The following is a 16,830-nucleotide window of genomic DNA, read 5'->3' on the forward strand; positions in this document are numbered from 1 at the left end:
TCCGGTCGGTTCAGTGCAGGCGCTCGGCCGCGATCAGCGCGCAACCCAGGGCGCTGACGAACTCGGGCAGTTCGGGCAGCAGCACCTCGTCGACCTCCATCGCGTTCTTCAGCGAAGCGACGAAGCCCGGGTTGTGGCCCATACCGCCGATCAGCACGACCTTGCCGTCGATGCCGACGCGGCGCACCATCGCGCACACGCGGCTCGCCACCGCATCCAGCACCGCCTTGGCGATGTCTTCCTTCGGCGTCGAGGAGTGGATCAGCGACACGACTTCCGACTCCGCGAACACGGTGCATTGCGCGTTCATCGGGATGCTCTTGTCCGACTTCAGGCTCGCCTCGCCGAACTCCTTGAGCGACAGCTGCAGCGCGCGGCTCATCGCCTCGGCGAAGGAGCCGGCGCCTGCGGCGCACTTCTCGTTGCCGGCGAAGTCGATCGCCTTGCCTTCCGGATCGGTCTTGATGCCGCGCCCTTCCTCGGCGCCGACGTCCACGATGGTGCGCGCCTGCGGGTACATGTACACCGCGCCGCGCGCGCCGGCGGTCATCTCGGTGACGCCTTCGGTGGCGAAGGCGACCTGGCCGCGCCCGGCGCCGGTGGCAAACACCGACTTCACCTGCCCGCGTTCGACGCCCGCCGCCTTCAGGGCGTCGTCGTAGGCCTGTTCGGCCGCCTGGTCCGCGTCGAGGTCGCCCGGCAGCATCATGTGCGCCTTCTTCACGACCAATTGCGGCTTGCCTTCCATGTCGAGCTCTTCGAGCAGCACGACCTTGACGCTGCGCGAACCCATGTCGATTCCTGCGGTGATCATGTTCCTGTCCTCATCTCTTTGGCATTTTCCGTGATTCTTGTCCGGGCGCGTGGCGACACCCGGGGGCCGCCTCCGCGACGGGATGCGGCCCCCGGGCACGGCGACGCGGCGCCGCTCTCTGCCGGGTTATCGGGGGTGCTTGTGTGGATCAGGCTGCCAGGCGGCGCAACCCGAGCTGCTCCATGAAGGCATCCACACGCGCCTGCGTGCGCACTTCGTCGAACTCGCGCTCGTCGCCCATGTTGCCCTCGTAGGTCATGATCGGAATGCCGGCCTTGGCCATCGCCTGGCGGTTTTCCATGATGCCGACCGAGAGGCCCTCGCAGCCGCGGTTGAGGTGCATCATGCAGCCGTCGACACCCCAGTCGCGCGCGATGTTGAGCATCATCTCGGACTTCACCGAGGGGTCGAAGAACTGCTGCCACAGCGGCTTCGAGAGGTTCCAGTCGGCATACAGGCGCAGCGCCGTGTCGCGGTCGTTCATCTCGATGCCCTTCTCCCACGGCACCGTGCGCGCGCCCCACGAGCCGTCTTCCTTGTACTCCCACGTGCCTTCGAGGCCGAAGGTGTAGAGCGAGCCGATCGACACCGCGCCGTAGCTCTCGAGGTAACGGAAGATCTTGAGGAAAGGCCACGGCGGCTGCGTGTCGGACATCAGGCGGCAGCGCTCGTTGGCCACCGCGGCGATGCCGCGCGCGACGCGGTCCTTCACCTCGTCGTACAGCTCGTCCATGAAGTCCGCGCACCACTGCGAGGACTTGTGCAGGATGCACAGCACATACAGCGAGTACATGGTCTTCTCGTCGAGCGGCGCCGGCCGCGCCTTCTGAAGCTCGCAGATCTGCGCCCAGCGGCTGGTCGAGCGCATCTCGTTCTTGATCGCGCGGATCAGCAGCTCGTCGTCGCACTTGCGCCCGGTCGCCTTCTCGACGAACTCGATCGAGTCGTGCAGCTGGCTGGTGACGTAGTCGAGGCGGTCGGGCGTGAGGTCCTTGTACGCTCCGACCGAGACGTCGACATAGAAGTCAGGGATCTTCTTCACGTGCGCGACGTGCTGGTACCACTTCGCGTGCGAGCAGCAGATCTGCGTCTGGTAGATGAAATCCGACGTCGGCCACTTGCCGCCGTAGAAGTATTCATCGAGGTGCATGCTGCCCCAGTAGATGCGCATGTAGGAGCACATGTCGCGCGCGAAGCCGTAGGACTCGGCGGCGTCGAGGCAGCGCTGGGTGAACTTCTTGTCGAGCGACACGCCGGCCGAATACGGTTCGCCGGTCAGCGGATAGACGTCGTCGCCGAGCGAGGTCGGGATCGCATCGAAGGACCAGCCCGCCGCGGACCAGCGGATGCCGCCGTTTTCCTTGGCGCGGGCGTAGTTGTGGTAGTACTGCTCGCGCAGCTGCTTGGCCTTGCCCCACAGCTTGAGCTGTTCGGTCGGGTAGATCGCCTTGGTGTCCATGTCTTGTCTCCTGTCGCGCTCAGAACAGTTCTTCTTCGCTCAGCGTCTCGAGCATCGCCTCGATGCGGATGCGGAACGGGCCGATCGGGTTGGTGATGTCGAACTCCAGGAACAGCGTCGGGATGCCGTTGGCCTCGAGGTGGCGCTTGAGATCCGGGTAGTCGCCCTCGTGCGGATCGCAGAACTTCTGCTGCAGGAAGACGGCCGCCTGCACCTTGTATTCCTTGGCGAGATCCAGCACGTGCTGGAAGCGCGTGTGCGACGGGTAGTCCTTGGTCGGGCAGGCCGGGCGGTCGCAGTAGCGTTCGGCGATCGCCTTGACCACGTCGTCGTCAGCCTTCGATGCGTTCCAGAAGTAGCGCGTGCCCGAGCACTGGTCGTCGATGACGATCGTCGCGCCCACCGACTCGACCATCGCCATGAAGGCCACGTCGTCGTTCTCCGAGCCGATCGTCATGAAGCGCGCGCCCGTCGGCCGCGTCACCTTGCGCGCCGGCAGCGCGGCGAGCACCTTCTTCAGCATCTCGTTGTGTTCGCGCTTGTCGATGAACTGTGCGGTGATCGACGCGTACAGCGCCTCGACGCCGGTGACGCGCGGCTCGTCCGCCTTGCGGTAGTCGAACAGTTCGCGCAGCAGGCGGCGGTTCTCGTCGCACACGGCCAGCGCGTCGCGCAGCATGTCGTCGGTGAGTTCCTTGCCGGTGAGCGTCTGCAGGAACACGCGGAACGCCTGCACTTCGGCACGGTGCGCCTTGCGCGAATGGGGCGACTGCACGTCGTTGGGCATCGCGACGTAGTAGTCCCACTTCACCGTCGGCACGTTCTGGCGCCAGGAGCTGTAGGCCTGGCGATACTGGATGCAGGACTGCGTCAGCGTGACGCCTTCCGCGTAGTCGAAGCGGCCCAGCAGGCCCTGCGCCAGCGAGTCGCGGCAGAACGGGCAGAACATGCCGAAAATGTGCGGCTCGGTCACGTTCTGCGGCTCGTGCGCGCCGAGCACCCGCACCGGCAGCATGCCGGCCGCAATCAGCAGCTCCTCGGGCGAGTAGGTGCACATCGTCGCGACGACCTGGCCGCCGGTGCGCGCCTTCCAGGCGCGGGCATAGTCGTGGCGCTTCTCGTACCACTCCTTGAACTGGTCAAACAATCCGTCGTTCATGAATCCGTCTCCTTGTGATTGCCCCGCCCTGTCGGGGAGCCTGTCCGGCCAAACCTTCCGATCCCCCACCCGGTCCTGTCCTGCCTCCACTTCAATCCGTTTGATGCCCATCAACTGACTGAATGTTCGTTCACTCTACATCCGGATTTTCGCGAAATCAAGCAGTGAATGAACAATTATTCATTCGCATGCAGTGGAGTGCAGGCGAACGGGTTTGGGGGCGCGACCGGATGGCCCTTCAACGAAATTGATTGCGACAGAGCAAGGACGAGTCCGCGCCGATCGGCCCGGCTCGCGAAAATTTTCATTTGTCATTTTCCGGGAAGAACAGATTACACTGCCTGCCTTGCCCGACGATCGCCGCAGCTCAACGCGGTCACGCAACATCAACGACCTTCGCTTATGCATTCGTGACGCAAACATGAGAATCTGGAAGCCTGCTCTCGGCGCCCTGACCGCCCTCTCCGTCTCCTCCTGTGCGACCCCCTTCGACCCCGGCAACGAGCCCGGCAATATGCTGGTCCCGGTTAACCACACCGATCGCTATGCACCGAACATCGTCGTGGAGGACGCCTGGGCGGGGAATGTGGATCCTCACGGCGGCGGAGGCAGCGCAACGTGCTGCATCGCCGGCCGCAAGGACTGGTCCAAGCCCGCCCTGGTGCAATGGCGCTGGGGTGCCGAGGACGACCGCGCCACCGGGAAGATCATCCTCGCCGGCGAAGACCGCTCCGCCCTCGTTCCCTTCCCCCGCGCCCCGCACCGGATCGCGAAGACCGTCAAGGACGACTGGTCAACCGAGGACTTCCTCGCCGACGAGCTCTATCTGTGCGTGATCTTCCGGACGCTGGACAAGGTCGAGTTCGCCTTCTCGTCCAGCGCCAGCGCCTGTCGCCACAAGTAATCATCCCATCAGGCGGGGCGGATGCCCGGACGAGATGAACGGCCCTTTCGCTTACACATCCGACACGCAAACATGAAGATTCTGGAATCTGCTCTCGCGGCGCTGACTGCCCTCTCCCTCGCGTCCTGCGCGACCCCCGTCGTCTCGGGCAACGAGCCCGGTCAGATGTTGGTCCCGGTGAACCACACTAATCGCTATGCGCCGAACATCGTCGTGGAAGACGCTTGGGCGGGAAATGTGGATGCACACGGAGGGGGAGGCAAGGCGACGTGCTGCATCGCCGGCCGCAAGGACTGGTCCAAACCCGCCCTCGTGCGCTGGCGCTGGGGCGCCGAAGACGATCCCGCCACCGGCAAGATCACCCTCGCTGGCGAAGACCGCTCCGCCCTCGTTTCCTTCCCCCGCGCCCCGCACCGCATCAACAAGAGCACCAAGGACGACTGGTCACGCGAGGATTTCCTCGCCGACGAGATCTATCTGTGCGTGATCTTCCGGACGCTGGACAAGGTCGAGTTCGCATTCTCGTCCACTCGCAGCGCCTGTCGCCACAAGTGATCATTTCATCAGGCGGGGCGGAAGCCCGGACGAGATGAACGGCCCTTTCGCTTACGCATCCGACACGCAAACATGAAGATTCTGGAATCTGCTCTCGCGGCGCTGACTTCCCTCTCCCTCTGGTCCTGCGCGACTCCCGTCGCCTCGGGCAACGAGCCCGGCCAGATGCTGGTCCCGGTGAACCACACGAATCGCTATGCGCCGAACATCGTCGTGGAAGACGCATGGGCGGGAAATGTCGATGCTTTCGGAGGGGGCGCGGGCGCAACATGCTGCATCGCTGGCCGCAAGGACTGGTCCAAGCCCGCCCTCGTGCGCTGGCGCTGGGGCGCCGAGGACGACCGCGCGACGGGCAAGATAATCCTCGCCGGCGAAGACCGCTCCGCCCTCGTTCCCTTCCCCCGCGCACCGCACCGCATCAACAAGAGCACCAAGGACAACTGGTCAACCGAGGATTTCCTGGCCGACGAGATCTATCTGTGCGTGATTTTCCGGACGCTGGAGACGGTCGAGTTCGCGTTTTCGTCCACGCGCAGCGGATGCAAAGCCAAGTAGCGGATCGCACGGATCGAGACATGACTGTCAAACAAGCCGTTTCCCCGACGACGGACGAACAGCTCGCGAGCGCGTGGCACGAGGGCGCGAAGAAGCGCATGGAAGAGCAGATCGCATGGTGTACGCCCGAGTCGACACCCGCCGACCGCATCCGCTGCCGCCTCTATCCCAAGCTGTCCTTCTTCTTCGACGGCACCGGCAACAATCTCTACGAGGAGATGGCTAAACCCGAGGGGGAACGCGCGTTATCCAACATTGCGAAGCTCTATCAAGCCGCGATAAAGGACAAGGACGGAATGGAGGCAGTCCCCACCTATATTCCCGGCGTCGGCACGCCCTATCGATATGCTAATGGCAACATTTCGGCGAATGAAGACCCGGGCGGCAGCCTGGGACTGGGTTTTGGCGCCGGTGGCGAGATGCGCCTCGAGGCAGCACTGTACGAGTTCCGACGCATCCTGGAGATCGATTGGGGCGCGGGCGCGCTACCGCACATTGAGTGGGTCACGCTGTCGATCTTCGGTTTTTCTCGCGGCGCGACCCTCGCCCGCGCCTTCGTCCGCCGTCTGATTGCCGAGCAATGCGAACGTATTGCCGACGATCAACTGCTGTGGAACGCCCGCAACGGCGAGCAGGTGCGCCTGCGCATTGTTTTCATGGGCCTGTTCGACACGGTCGCCTCGGTTGGCGGCCCCGGGCTGCACATGGGCTGGGGCTCGAAACTGGCGATCCCCGGGGGCGTCGAGCGCTGCCTGCATTTCGTTTCGGGGCATGAAGTACGGCAGGCCTTCCCGCTCGATTCGGTTCGCGTCGGCAGCGAATACCCGGAAAAGTGCGAAGAGGTGATCTACCCCGGCGTGCATTCGGATGTCGGAGGCGGCTATTTCGACGGCTTCCAGGGCCGGTCCAATGCGCTTTCGCGCATTCCCTTGCGTGACATGTACGCGGAGGCACTGAAAAGCGGCGTGATGCTGCGCAGGCTTTCCGACGCACCGCTCGAAGTTCGCGATGAAATCGCGCTGCCGGCCGATGCACCGCTATTGCAGGCCTATAAGACCTATATGGCGTCGCTACCGGCAGCGAACGATGATTCACTGGAATCGCTGCTGCATGCACACCGGGCGCTGAAGTTCCGCTGGCGCGCGGCGATCACGCGGATGAACAACGACGTCCGCGTGTTGGGAGCGCTGCACCGCCGTGTCGACCCGTCGCTATGCGAAACGGTAGGCGCACAGGACAACCATCGGAAATGTTCGCCAACAAGCTGGACCCACGAACTGCCGCGCAAACCGGATGTGCAGGCGAAGCAGCTTCTGGCCGAGCATCGGCGCCTGCTACGCCGGATGCCGGCGATCCGCGAGCCCATCGAATGGCAGGGCGACGCCGAAAGGCGCCGAGTGCGCAACCCCTACGAAGATTTCATCATCGCCGCCTGGGACGACCAGTCAGGGCTTCCGGAAGAGGTCGACACCTTCATGGCCGAGCATGTCCACGATTCGGTCGCACATTTCACCGACTGGCCGTGTGCCTTGCATGACCAGCGCGCGATCTTCTGCGATGAAACGCGGATTCTCGCGGAGCGCGAAAAGCGACGAAGCACGGCCCACGCCTGACACCCGCGGTCGCCCCGCAGCGATTTGGCGCGTCGACGCCCCACCCCCGACGACGAACAGCTGCACGTCGGCGGCGGGCGCAGGCGTCGCTGGCCTCAGCCTTCCTGCTCGGGCGCCGGATTGAAGTGTTCCTTGCCGTTGCCGCAGTCGGGGCAAACCCAGTCCTCGGGCACGTCTTCCCACTTGGTGCCGGCGGCGATGCCGTCGTCGGGGAGACCGTCGGCTTCGTTGTAAGGGAAGTAGCAGGCGCTGCATTGGTAGGTGGTCATGATGGCGGTCTCTCTGTGTCGTTGAGGGTGGTTCGGGCGCTCTGCGGCGCCGTTGGGGTTTCGTGGGGCGGGAGTTATCCCGTCAAGGGGGGGCGGGCCGGCACCGCCGCGTGGCGGGACGCGCTTCGCTCCTCCCGCCCTACGGGGTCAGGGGTTCATATCGGCGCGCCGGCGGGGAAATTCGGCGTCCTGCGCTCGCGCACGGCGGCGAGGCCCTCGCGGACTTCGGGGCCGGTGAAGCCGAGCATTTCGAGCGCGACGGAGTTGTCGAAGATCGGACCGGCCTGGCGCAGCCAGTTGTTGAGGCTGTGCTTGGTCCAGCGCAAGGCGGTCTGCGGGCCGGCGGCGAGCTTCTTCGCGATGTCGAAGGCGGTGTCGCGCAAGGCGTCGGCGTCGACCGCCATCGACACGAGGCCGATGCGTTCGGCTTCCTCGCCGCTGATCTCGTTCGACAACAGCAGGTGCAGCTTGGCCTTGGCCATGCCGCACAGCAGCGGCCAGATGATCGCGGCGTGGTCGCCGGCGGCGACGCCCAGGCGGGTGTGGCCGTCGATGAGGCGCGCGTTCTTCGCGGCGATGGAGATGTCGGCGAGCAGCGCGACGGCCAGCCCGCCGCCGACGGCGGGGCCGTTGATCGCGGAGACGATCACCTTCGAGCAGTTGATCATGTTGTAGACGATGTCGCGCGCTTCCTTCCACACGCGGGCGCGGTGCTCGAAGTCGTCGACCATCGCGGCGACGAGGTCCAGCGTGCCGCCCGCGGAGAAGCCCTTGTCCTGGCCGCGCACGACGATCACCGACACCGCGGGGTCACGGTCGAGGTCGCGCCAGATGTCGGCGAGTTCGCCGTGGCCGGTGGCGTCGGCAGCCGGGAGCTTGCCCGGTTCGCCGAGGATCACTTCGGCGATGCCGTGCTCGTGGAGCTCGACTTTCAGGTTGGTGTAGCGGGTGTAGTCCATCTTGATTCCTTCGTTGCGGCGGGTTCGGTGACCATCACTGTGGGAGCGGCTTCAGCCGCGAATGGGCCGATCCGGCAGCTCCTAGCGCCGATTCGCGGCTAAAGCCGCTCCCACCTGGCCGCTCGCGCACGCGCGCCACGTCAGTCCTGCGGCTCCAGAAACCGGCCGAACCGCTCGCGCCATTCGTCGTCGATCAGGGTGGCGCGCGGGGCGCCGCCGAGGTCGGCCCACACCACCGTCTGCTTCGCGCGGAAGCGCACCTGTTCTCCCTTCGACGCCGTCGTGACGATGTCCATCGAGCTGCCGCCGATGCGCGCGACGTAGAGCGTGAAGGTGAGTTCGTCGCCGTGCATGCTCGGAGCGATGAAGTCGACTTCGAGGTGGCGCATCGGCACGCCGCGCCGGATCTCGGCGTGCAGCTTGTAGAAGTCCACGCCGATGCCGTTGTCGAACCAGTCCTCGATCACTTCGTTGCACAGCACCAGGCACTGCGGGTAGAAGACGATGCCGGCCGGATCACAGTGGTGGAAGCGGATGGGTTTCTTGCATTCGAAAATCATGGCGATTTCAGTCCAGTATGCGGTTCACGAATTCGCCGACGGCCTCGATCACGGCCGCGGGCTGGTCCTTGTGGGGGGAATGGCGGCAGTCGGCGAGCTTGACGACGTCCACGTCGCGCGCCTGCGCGGCGATGCGGTCGATCTGGTCCATCGTGCCATATTCGTCGTCCTCGCCCTGGATCGCGAGCACCGGGCAGGCGATGCGCGGCACGTATTCCTCGATGTTCCACGCGCGGAAATCCGGATGCAGCCAGATGTCGTTCCAGCCCCAGAAAGCCGCGTCCACGTCGGCGTGGTACTTGCCGAGGCGTGCGGGCAGGTCGGTGCTCTGCCACGCGACCTTGGCCTTCGCGATGCTGTCGACCGAGATGTCCTCGACCAGCACGTGCGGCGCCATCAGGATCACGCCGGAGAGCTGCGTGCCGGTGCCGCCGGCGCAGATCAGCGCGATCGAGCCGCCGTCGGAGTGGCCGAGGAGGATGGGCCGGTCGAGCTGCAGCGCGTCGAGGAAGGCCGGCAGCACCGCGAGGCCCTCGTCGTGCATGTAGCGCGTGTCGCGCGGCAAATCCGCCGGGTCGGAGCGGCCGTAGCCGGCGCGCGAATAGACGATGGCCTCGCAGCCGGTCGCGTCGGCGACCTTCTGCGGGAAGTCGCGCCACATCGATACCGAGCCCAGGCCCTCGTGCAGGAACACGATGGCCGGCGCGCCCTCGCGCGGATGCGCGGAAGGCAGGCGGACGTATTCGAGATTCTTGCCGCCGACACGTAGCAGTTTCATTCAGACCCCCAAGTGTTTCTTGATGAGCTCGGGATTATTGCGCACCTCCTCGCTCGGGCCGTCGAAAACGACCTGCCCCTTCACGAGGATCATCGAGCGGTCGGTGAGCGCGGTGATGGCCGAGTGGTTCTTGTCGACGATCACGGTGGCGATGCCGCTGTCGCGGATCTCGCGGATCACGCGCCAGATTTCCCGCACGATCAGCGGCGCGAGGCCTTCGGTGGCTTCGTCGAGGATCAGCAGGTCGGGGTTGGTCATCAGCGCGCGGCCGATCGTGAGCATCTGCTGCTCGCCGCCCGAGAGCTGGCCGCCGCCGTTGGTGAGACGTTCCGCGAGCCGCGGGAAGGTCGTCATCACGCGGTCGAAGGTCCAGTCGCGCTGGCCTTCGACGCCGGCACGCGCGGCCATCAGCAGGTTCTCCTTCACCGTGAGGTTGGGGAAGATGCCGCGGCCTTCGGGCACGTAGGCGATGCCCAGCTTCGCGATCCGGTGCGTCGGCCCGCCCGTCATGCGCTGGCCGCGCACCAGCACGCCGCCTGCCTTCGGGTTCAGGAAGCCCATCATCGTGCGGATCAGCGTGGTCTTGCCCATGCCGTTGCGGCCCATCAGGCCCAGCGCCTCGCCCTTGCGGATGTGGAAGTTCACACCGTGCAGGATGTGGCTGGAGCCGTAGTAGGTATGCAGTCCGATCGCTTCCAGCAGCAGCTCGCGCTGGTCCGGAGCCGGATCGCGCAGCACGCCGGGGGCCGCTGTCGCGGGCGTACCGGCGGCGGCTTCGTTCAGTTTCAGCATCGACATGTCATTCATGCTCCGCCTCGTGTCCGAGATAGGCTGCCTGCACGTCGGGGCTGTTGCGGATCTGCTCCGGCGGGCCCGATTCCAGCACCTGGCCGTTGACCATCACGGTGATGCGGTCGGCGACCGCGAACACCGCGTCCATGTCGTGCTCGACGAGCAGGATCGCGCGCGTCGCCTTGAGGCGGTTGAGCAGCGTAACCATCTGCGCGGACTCCTCCGAGCCCATGCCGGCGAGCGGCTCGTCGAGCAGCAGCACTTCGGCGTCGGTCGCGAGCACCATCGCGATCTCCAGTTGCCTTTGTTCGCCGTGCGACATCGTGCCGGCGACGCGGTTCTCGCGCCCCGACAGGCCCGCTTCCGCGATCGCGGCGCGCGCGCGCTCGACCGCTTCGGGCATGGCCAGCGCGTCGGTAAAGAGGCTCCACGGGCGCGGCTTCCTCGACTGCGCGGCGAGGCGGCAGTTCTCCAGCACCGTGAACTTCGGGAAGATGTTCGTGCGCTGGTAGCTGCGGCCGATGCCGATGCGCGAGCGCTGGTAGGCGGTGAGGCCAGTGATGTCCTCGCCCTTGTAGCGGATCGTGCCTTCGGACGGCGGCAGGTCTCCCGACAGCATGTTGATGCAGGTCGATTTGCCGGCGCCGTTGGGCCCCAGCAGCGCGTGCAGCACACCGCGTTCGAGGCTCAGATTGACGCTCTGGTTCGCGGTCAGGCCGCCGAAGCGGCGCGTCATGCCTTCTGCGGATAGCAGGACTTCAGACATTGCTCTTTCCCCCGTTGATGCGCGCCATGATGCGGGCGGGTGTCGCGGTCAGGCCGCCCGGCATGAACAGCACCGCGGCGACGATCGTGAGGCCCATCAGCAGCTGCCAGTGCTTGGTGACGCTGGTGAAGATTTCCTGCAGGCCCACGAGCGCGACCGCGCCGGCGACCGCGCCGCCGAGGTTGCCCATGCCGCCGAGGATCACCATCAGCAGCACGTCGCCGGACTTGTGCCACGACAGGTACTCGGGCGTGACGAAGCCGAACAGCACCGCGTACAGGAAGCCGGCCACCCCCGCCAGCGCGCCCGCCAGCGTGAAGGCGGCGAGCTTGTAGCGGAAGGTCGCGTAACCCAGCGACAGCATGCGGTGCTCGTTGCTGCGGATGCCCACCAGCACGCGGCCGAAGGGCGAGCGCAGCACGAGCTTGAGCAGGCCATACACCGCGAGCATCGCCGCGACGACGAAGTAGTACAGGTGATGCGGCTCGTTGAGGTCGAACGGCGCCCAGCCGGCGATCGCCGCGTCGGGCTTGAAGTTGAGGTAGATGCCGTCCGAGCCGCCGCCGACCGGTGTGTCGTGGAACACGTAGTAGGCCATCTGCGCGAAGGCGAGCGTCACCATGATGAAGTAGATGCCCTTGGTGCGCAGCACGAAGAGCCCGATCACGAAGGCCGCCACGGCCGCCGCCAGCACCGAGGCCGGCAGCGCCAGCCACAGGTTGGCCGGGTCGTACTTGGGCGTCATCAGCGCGACCACGTAGGCGGCGATGCCGAAGTAGGCGGCGTGGCCGAAGGACACCAGGCCGGTGAAGCCGACCAGCAGGTCCAGGCTCATCGCGAAGATCGCGAGGATCAGCACCTTGGCGACCATCTCGGCGTAGAAGTCCGAGCCGAAGGCCGGGAAGGCCAGCACGCCGGCCATCACCGCGAGCTTGAAGATTGTCGAGACTTGGGAGTTCATCGCCTTACCCTTTCCTGAAGATGCCTTCGGGGCGCCACAGCAGCACCAAGGCCATCACGAGATAGACCATCAGGCCCGCGAGGTCCGGCAGCAGCACCTTGCCGAAGGTGTCCGCGAAGCCGATCACCAGCGCCGCCACGAGCGCGCCCCACACCGAGCCGACGCCGCCGATCACGACGATGACGAAGGAGATGATCAGCACGGAAGAACCCATGCCCGGATAGACGGACGAGATCGGCGCGGCGAGCATGCCGGCCAGCGCCGCGAGCGCGACACCGAGCGCGAACACCGTGCGGTACAGCAGGTTGATGTCGATGCCCAGCGCCTTGACCATGTCGCGATCGTGGCTGCCGGCGCGGATCATCATCCCCAGGCGCGTCTTCTGGATCAGCCAGTACAGCCCGCCCGCGAGCGCGAGGCACACGACCGAGATCACGAGGCGATAAACGGGATAGCTGAGGTTGTCCGACAGCGGGATCGACGCCGAGAAGAGCTCGGGGATCGTCACGCCATGCACCTCGTCGCCGACCGCGAGGCTCCTGAGCTCCTCGAAGATCAGGATCAGGCCGTAGGTCAGCAGCACCTGTTCGAGGTGGTCGCGCTTGTACAGGTGCGAGAACAGCGCCCATTCGAGGATCGCGCCGAACACGAAGGCGAGCGGCAGCCCCAGCGCGATCGCCAGCATCAGGTTGCCCGTCATGCCCGTCAGCGCGAACGCGAGGTAGGCGCCGACCATGTAGAAGCTGCCGTGCGCGAGGTTGATGATGCCCATGATGCCGAACACCAGCGTCAAGCCGCTGGCCACGAGGAACAGCAGCAGGCCGTACTGCAGCGAGTTCAGCACCTGGATCAGGAAGGAAACGAAATCCATGAGTCTTCCCCTCCGGGCGCCGAGTCAGGGCGCCTGGATATGTATGGAGTGATGCGGGGGTGGTAAGGGACCTGCCCGCTCAGCTTTCAGTGAAATCGGCTTCAGACGGGCACGTTTACCCCCTCCCCTTCAAGGGGAAGGGACCGCGTCCCAGCGGACTTCACCTATCTGCGTGCCGCGTCAGCGACTCACATCCGACAACCGCGCGCCGGATCCGCCAGCGCCTTCTCGGCAACGCCGACGAGCTTGTTGTCGCGCCCCTCGACCTTGCGCAGGTAGATGTCCTGCACCGGGTTGTGCGCCTTGGACAGCGTGAAGGCGCCGCGCGGGCTGTCGATCTTCGCCGTTTCCATGGCCTTGATCACGGCGTCCTTGTCGAACTTCGCGCCCTTCAGCGAGTCGACGCCGGTCTTGAGCATCTGTGCGGCGTCGTAGCCCTGCACGGCATACACGTCGGGCTGCTGCTTGTAGGCGATCGCGTAGGCCTTGCGGAAGGCCTGGTCCTTCGGGTTGGTCAGGTTGTCGGCGTAGTGCAGCGTCGTCATCAGGCCTTCGCCCGAGCCGCCCATCGCGTCGATCGTGCCGTCGGTGAGGAAGCCCGAACCGTACAGCGGGATGGACTTCTTCAGGCCCGCCGCGTCGTAGTCCTTGACGAACTTGACCGCGCCGCCGCCGGCGAAGAACACGAACACCGCGTCGGGCTTGAGCGAGGCGATTTCGGTCAGGAAGGGCTGGAACTCGACGTTCGGGAAGGGGAGGTAGAGCTCCTTGGCGACCTTGCCGCCGGCCTTCTCGAAGGCTTCCTTGAAGCCCGCGACGGACTGCTCGCCGAAGGAATATTTCCACGTCACGGTCACGACGTTCTTGTGGCCACGCTCGGCGACGATCTTGCCCATCGCGTAGGCCGGCTGCCAGGCCGAGAAGGAGGAGCGGAACACGTTGGGCGCGCACAGCGGACCGGTGAGTTCGTCGGCGCCCGCGTTGGGGATGATCAGCAGCGTCTTGGTGTCGCGCGCGACTTTCGCCATCGCCAGCGCGACGCCCGAATGCACGGTGCCGACCAGCACGTCGACGTTGTCGCGCTTGACGAGCTTGGAGGCGTTCTCGGTGGCCTTGGACGGATCGGATTCGTCATCGACGACCGAATACTCGACCTCGTAGCCGCCAAGCTTGCCGCCCTGCTCCTGCACGTACTGCTTGAAACCGTTGGTGATCGCGGTGCCCAGCGAGGCGTAGGTGCCGGTGTAGGGCAGCATCAGGCCGACCTTTATCTTCTCGGCGGCCTGCGCCGCGCCGAGCGGCAGCAGTGCGCCGGCCAATACACTGGCAAACGCGCCGAGCATGGCCTGCATCAGGGTACGACGGGTCGTTTGTGCTTTTTTCATGGTGTCTCCTCCACGGGGGGATGGGTGGGGCTTCGCCCCTTTTTAATTCCTTGCGCTGTCACGTAGGGCGGGAGGAGCCGAATGCGTATCCCGCCGATCCGCGGCGAAATGGCGGGATGCGCTTCGCTCCTTCCGCCCTACGTTTTACTTTCCTGCCATTGCCCTGAGCTTGAATCTCTGGATCTTGCCCGTCGCGGTCTTCGGCAGCTCATCGACGAATTCCATCCAGCGCGGGTACTTGTACGGGGCGAGATGCGCCTTCACGTGCGCCTTGATCTCGGCCGCGAGCTGCTCGGAGCGGTTGAAGCCGGGTTTGAGCACGATGAAGGCCTTGGGCTTGATCAGGCGCTCCTCGTCCTCGTGGCCGACGACGGCCGCCTCGAGGATCGCAGGGTGCTGGATCAGGCAGGACTCGACCTCGATCGGCGACACGTAGATGCCGCTGACCTTGAGCATGTCGTCGTTGCGCCCCGCATACACGTAGTAGCCGTCGGCGTTGCGCGAGTACTTGTCGCCACTGCGCGTCCACGGTCCCTGGAAGGTCGCGCGCGTCTTCTCGCGGTTGTTCCAGTACATGACCGCGCTGGTCGGCCCGGAAATCTGCAGCTCGCCCGGCTCGTCCGCGCCTTCGACGATATTGCCTTCGTCATCGACGAGGCGCACCTGGTAGCCCGGCACGGGCTTGCCGGTGGTGCCGTAACGGACCTCACCGGGACGGTTCGACAGGAAGATGTGCAGCATCTCGGTCGAGCCGATGCCGTCGAGGATCTCGACGCCGAAGCGCTCGGTCCAGCGCCGGCCGATGTCCTCGGGCAGCGCTTCGCCGGCGGACGTGCACATGCGCATCGCGAGCTCGTCGCGCGTCGGACAGTCCGCATCCGCCAGCATCGATGCGTACAGGGTCGGGACGCCGTAGAAGATCGTCGGCTGCTGCTCGCGCAGGCGCTTGAACGCCGCTGCGGGCGTCGGGCGTTCGGCCATCAGCACGGCGGTCGCGCCGACTGCGAGCGGGAAGGTCAGGCCGTTGCCCAGGCCGTAGGCGAAGAACAGCTTGGCCGCGGAATACACGACGTCGCTTTCCTTGATGCCGAGGATGGGCTTGGCGTACAGCTCGGCGGTGTGGATCAGGCTGGACTGGATATGCACGGTGCCCTTGGGCGCGCCGGTCGAACCCGAGGAGTACAGCCAGAAACAGGGATCGTCGCAGGTCGTCGCGGCCGCGTCGAAGCTGTCGGAGGCGTTCGCCATCAGGGCGGCGACGGAATCCGGGCCCTCCCCGCCGGCGACGACGATGCGCTCGAGCGATTCGACCTTGCCCAGCAGCGGCGCGAAGGTGTCGGCCAGCGGTGCGGAGACGACGGCGATGCGCGCGCGGCTGTCGCCGAGCATGTATTCGTAGTCGGACTGCGTCAGCAGCGTGTTGACCGCGATCGGCACGACGCCGGCCTTGATCGCGCCGAGGAACACGGTCGGGAAGTCGATGCAGTCGTGCACGCACACCAGGATGCGCTGCTCGCGCACGATGCCCAGCGCGCCGAGCGCGTTGGCGAAGCGGTTCACGCGCGCCGCGAGCTCGTCGTAGGTGTAGCGGCCGTTGTCGTCGATGTACGCGACCTTCTTGCCGCGACCGGCGTCGAGGTTGCGGCCAATGAGGTCGTCCGCGGCGTTGTACTGGCGCGGCAGGGTGATGGTGGGCGGACTGGTGCTGTGGTCCGCGGCGCTGAGCGTTGTCATTCCTTCTCTCCTCCTGTTCTTCCGGTGGGTGCCGGGGTATTCCTGGCCGGTCTTGGTGCCGGTGCTGTTCATTCGGTGGCCGTCGTGGCCTGGCTTACCGGTGCTCGTGGGCACCCTGTGGGAGCGGCTTCAGCCGCGAATGGGCCGTGGGCTTGCGAAACCGCCGATTCGCGGCTGAAGCCGCTCCCACAGGTAAAGCCCTGCGGTAAAAGCCTAGGCTTTCGTGAACTCGATCGCGCCCTGCGGCAGCAGGTACAACACGTAGGCACGGCCGTCGCTCACCGTCGGCCTGTGCACGCTGCCCGGCCCGTACACGAACCAGCCGGCGCCGTGGCCGTCGAACTTCGCGTCGCCTTCGAGCGGCATGATCATGTCGATCTCGCCGTTGGGATGGGCGTGCTGCGGGCCGACGAGATCCTTCATCTCGACGACGTCGACGCTGAAGCCGTGGAGCGCGTCGGTCGGCTTGATGACGCGGCCGTACCGGATGCCGCCGTGCTCGCGATCGCACATCCAGCCCGCAGCGACGGCCTCGCTACAGGCCTGCGCGATGGCCTGGAACTCGGGGCCGTTCGCCGGGAAGCGTTCGTTGAGGAAGTCGGCGAGCTGGCCGTCGAGGGGGCGGCCGGCGATCTCGCCGGTCACCTTCGCGATCAGCGCCTGGAACTGGTCTGGCGTCATGTCTCCGTCTCTCCG

The 16,830-nt window shown here is 65.8% G+C and carries 18 protein-coding genes; 4 read left to right on the forward strand and 14 right to left on the reverse strand.

What is annotated here, in order from left to right; translation table 11 throughout:
• Positions 1–10 precede the first annotated feature (10 nt).
• From F464_RS0105140 to bzdN, 3 genes are all read right to left on the reverse strand, one after another.
• Complete coding sequence (locus F464_RS0105140; RefSeq protein ID WP_018988717.1) at positions 11–814, reverse strand: acyl-CoA dehydratase activase; 804 nt, start codon at positions 812–814, stop codon at positions 11–13.
• A gap of 148 nt (positions 815–962) precedes the next feature.
• The gene (bzdO, locus tag F464_RS0105145; RefSeq protein ID WP_018988718.1) at positions 963–2,273 is read right to left on the reverse strand and encodes a benzoyl-CoA reductase, bzd-type, subunit O; all 1,311 of its coding nucleotides are present in this window, start codon (positions 2,271–2,273) and stop codon (positions 963–965) included.
• A gap of 19 nt (positions 2,274–2,292) precedes the next feature.
• Entirely contained in the window at positions 2,293–3,432 is a 1,140-nt protein-coding gene (gene bzdN, locus F464_RS0105150) for a benzoyl-CoA reductase, bzd-type, subunit N (RefSeq protein WP_018988719.1), read from the reverse strand.
• A 421-nt stretch (positions 3,433–3,853) separates the two neighbouring features.
• Here bzdN and F464_RS0105155 point away from each other — a divergent pair, with 421 nt between their 5' ends.
• The 4 genes from F464_RS0105155 (at position 3,854) to F464_RS0105170 (ending at position 7,059) form a co-directional block, all read left to right on the forward strand.
• Complete coding sequence (locus tag F464_RS0105155) at positions 3,854–4,336, forward strand: DUF3304 domain-containing protein (RefSeq protein ID WP_026295759.1); 483 nt, start codon at positions 3,854–3,856, stop codon at positions 4,334–4,336.
• Between the two features lie 72 nt (positions 4,337–4,408).
• Positions 4,409–4,891, forward strand: coding sequence for a DUF3304 domain-containing protein (locus tag F464_RS0105160; protein WP_018988721.1), 483 nt, complete (start codon positions 4,409–4,411; stop codon positions 4,889–4,891).
• Positions 4,892–4,963: 72 nt separating this feature from the next.
• A complete protein-coding gene (locus F464_RS27895; RefSeq protein WP_018988722.1) occupies positions 4,964–5,446 on the forward strand; it encodes a DUF3304 domain-containing protein in 483 nt (160 codons plus the stop codon).
• 98 nt (positions 5,447–5,544) lie between these two features.
• Positions 5,545–7,059, forward strand: coding sequence for a T6SS phospholipase effector Tle1-like catalytic domain-containing protein (locus F464_RS0105170; protein ID WP_198292227.1), 1,515 nt, complete (start codon positions 5,545–5,547; stop codon positions 7,057–7,059).
• 95 nt (positions 7,060–7,154) lie between these two features.
• On the opposite strand, the gene F464_RS0105175 is transcribed toward F464_RS0105170, so the two are convergent.
• The 11 genes from F464_RS0105175 to F464_RS0105225 form a co-directional block, all read right to left on the reverse strand.
• Positions 7,155–7,328, reverse strand: coding sequence for a rubredoxin (locus F464_RS0105175; RefSeq protein WP_018988724.1), 174 nt, complete (start codon positions 7,326–7,328; stop codon positions 7,155–7,157).
• A gap of 155 nt (positions 7,329–7,483) precedes the next feature.
• A complete protein-coding gene (locus tag F464_RS0105180; protein ID WP_018988725.1) occupies positions 7,484–8,287 on the reverse strand; it encodes an enoyl-CoA hydratase/isomerase family protein in 804 nt (267 codons plus the stop codon).
• 140 nt (positions 8,288–8,427) lie between these two features.
• Positions 8,428–8,847 (reverse strand): benzoyl-CoA thioesterase, encoded by a 420-nt coding sequence (locus F464_RS0105185; RefSeq protein ID WP_018988726.1) that lies wholly within the window; start codon positions 8,845–8,847, stop codon positions 8,428–8,430.
• A 7-nt stretch (positions 8,848–8,854) separates the two neighbouring features.
• Positions 8,855–9,625 carry an alpha/beta fold hydrolase gene (locus tag F464_RS0105190; RefSeq protein WP_018988727.1) on the reverse strand — a complete coding sequence of 257 codons (771 nt, stop codon included), beginning with the start codon at positions 9,623–9,625 and terminating at the stop codon, positions 8,855–8,857.
• A complete protein-coding gene (locus F464_RS0105195; RefSeq protein ID WP_018988728.1) occupies positions 9,626–10,432 on the reverse strand; it encodes an ABC transporter ATP-binding protein in 807 nt (268 codons plus the stop codon).
• Complete coding sequence (locus F464_RS0105200; protein ID WP_018988729.1) at positions 10,425–11,183, reverse strand: ABC transporter ATP-binding protein; 759 nt, start codon at positions 11,181–11,183, stop codon at positions 10,425–10,427. Before F464_RS0105200 ends, F464_RS0105195 begins: the two co-directional genes overlap by 8 nt.
• Positions 11,176–12,144: a branched-chain amino acid ABC transporter permease gene (locus F464_RS0105205; protein WP_018988730.1), complete on the reverse strand. Its 969-nt coding sequence runs from the start codon at positions 12,142–12,144 to the stop codon at positions 11,176–11,178. Before F464_RS0105205 ends, F464_RS0105200 begins: the two co-directional genes overlap by 8 nt.
• Before the next feature lie 4 nt (positions 12,145–12,148).
• Positions 12,149–13,015 carry a branched-chain amino acid ABC transporter permease gene (locus F464_RS0105210; protein ID WP_018988731.1) on the reverse strand — a complete coding sequence of 289 codons (867 nt, stop codon included), beginning with the start codon at positions 13,013–13,015 and terminating at the stop codon, positions 12,149–12,151.
• A 188-nt stretch (positions 13,016–13,203) separates the two neighbouring features.
• The gene (locus F464_RS0105215; RefSeq protein WP_018988732.1) at positions 13,204–14,367 is read right to left on the reverse strand and encodes an ABC transporter substrate-binding protein; all 1,164 of its coding nucleotides are present in this window, start codon (positions 14,365–14,367) and stop codon (positions 13,204–13,206) included.
• A 177-nt stretch (positions 14,368–14,544) separates the two neighbouring features.
• A complete protein-coding gene (locus F464_RS0105220) occupies positions 14,545–16,134 on the reverse strand; it encodes a benzoate-CoA ligase family protein (RefSeq protein ID WP_018988733.1) in 1,590 nt (529 codons plus the stop codon).
• A gap of 213 nt (positions 16,135–16,347) precedes the next feature.
• Positions 16,348–16,815 (reverse strand): DUF4863 family protein, encoded by a 468-nt coding sequence (locus F464_RS0105225; RefSeq protein ID WP_018988734.1) that lies wholly within the window; start codon positions 16,813–16,815, stop codon positions 16,348–16,350.
• Between the last annotated feature and the right edge of the window lie 15 nt (positions 16,816–16,830).

This window comes from Aromatoleum toluclasticum ATCC 700605, from assembly GCF_000378245.1.
GTDB classification, from domain to species: domain Bacteria; phylum Pseudomonadota; class Gammaproteobacteria; order Burkholderiales; family Rhodocyclaceae; genus Aromatoleum; species Aromatoleum toluclasticum.

What these genes read in the sequence shown, in the direction of transcription:
- F464_RS0105140 (WP_018988717.1), bottom strand. Translation starts at nt 814, where the DNA reads ATGATCACCGCAGGAATCGACATGGGTTCGCGCAGCGTCAAGGTCGTG.
- bzdO (WP_018988718.1), bottom strand. Translation starts at nt 2,273, where the DNA reads ATGGACACCAAGGCGATCTACCCGACCGAACAGCTCAAGCTGTGGGGC.
- bzdN (WP_018988719.1), bottom strand. Translation starts at nt 3,432, where the DNA reads ATGAACGACGGATTGTTTGACCAGTTCAAGGAGTGGTACGAGAAGCGC.
- F464_RS0105155 (WP_026295759.1), top strand. Translation starts at nt 3,854, where the DNA reads ATGAGAATCTGGAAGCCTGCTCTCGGCGCCCTGACCGCCCTCTCCGTC.
- F464_RS0105160 (WP_018988721.1), top strand. Translation starts at nt 4,409, where the DNA reads ATGAAGATTCTGGAATCTGCTCTCGCGGCGCTGACTGCCCTCTCCCTC.
- F464_RS27895 (WP_018988722.1), top strand. Translation starts at nt 4,964, where the DNA reads ATGAAGATTCTGGAATCTGCTCTCGCGGCGCTGACTTCCCTCTCCCTC.
- F464_RS0105170 (WP_198292227.1), top strand. Translation starts at nt 5,545, where the DNA reads ATGGAAGAGCAGATCGCATGGTGTACGCCCGAGTCGACACCCGCCGAC.
- F464_RS0105175 (WP_018988724.1), bottom strand. Translation starts at nt 7,328, where the DNA reads ATGACCACCTACCAATGCAGCGCCTGCTACTTCCCTTACAACGAAGCC.
- F464_RS0105180 (WP_018988725.1), bottom strand. Translation starts at nt 8,287, where the DNA reads ATGGACTACACCCGCTACACCAACCTGAAAGTCGAGCTCCACGAGCAC.
- F464_RS0105185 (WP_018988726.1), bottom strand. Translation starts at nt 8,847, where the DNA reads ATGATTTTCGAATGCAAGAAACCCATCCGCTTCCACCACTGTGATCCG.
- F464_RS0105190 (WP_018988727.1), bottom strand. Translation starts at nt 9,625, where the DNA reads ATGAAACTGCTACGTGTCGGCGGCAAGAATCTCGAATACGTCCGCCTG.
- F464_RS0105195 (WP_018988728.1), bottom strand. Translation starts at nt 10,432, where the DNA reads ATGAATGACATGTCGATGCTGAAACTGAACGAAGCCGCCGCCGGTACG.
- F464_RS0105200 (WP_018988729.1), bottom strand. Translation starts at nt 11,183, where the DNA reads ATGTCTGAAGTCCTGCTATCCGCAGAAGGCATGACGCGCCGCTTCGGC.
- F464_RS0105205 (WP_018988730.1), bottom strand. Translation starts at nt 12,144, where the DNA reads ATGAACTCCCAAGTCTCGACAATCTTCAAGCTCGCGGTGATGGCCGGC.
- F464_RS0105210 (WP_018988731.1), bottom strand. Translation starts at nt 13,015, where the DNA reads ATGGATTTCGTTTCCTTCCTGATCCAGGTGCTGAACTCGCTGCAGTAC.
- F464_RS0105215 (WP_018988732.1), bottom strand. Translation starts at nt 14,367, where the DNA reads ATGCAGGCCATGCTCGGCGCGTTTGCCAGTGTATTGGCCGGCGCACTG.
- F464_RS0105220 (WP_018988733.1), bottom strand. Translation starts at nt 16,134, where the DNA reads ATGACAACGCTCAGCGCCGCGGACCACAGCACCAGTCCGCCCACCATC.
- F464_RS0105225 (WP_018988734.1), bottom strand. Translation starts at nt 16,815, where the DNA reads ATGACGCCAGACCAGTTCCAGGCGCTGATCGCGAAGGTGACCGGCGAG.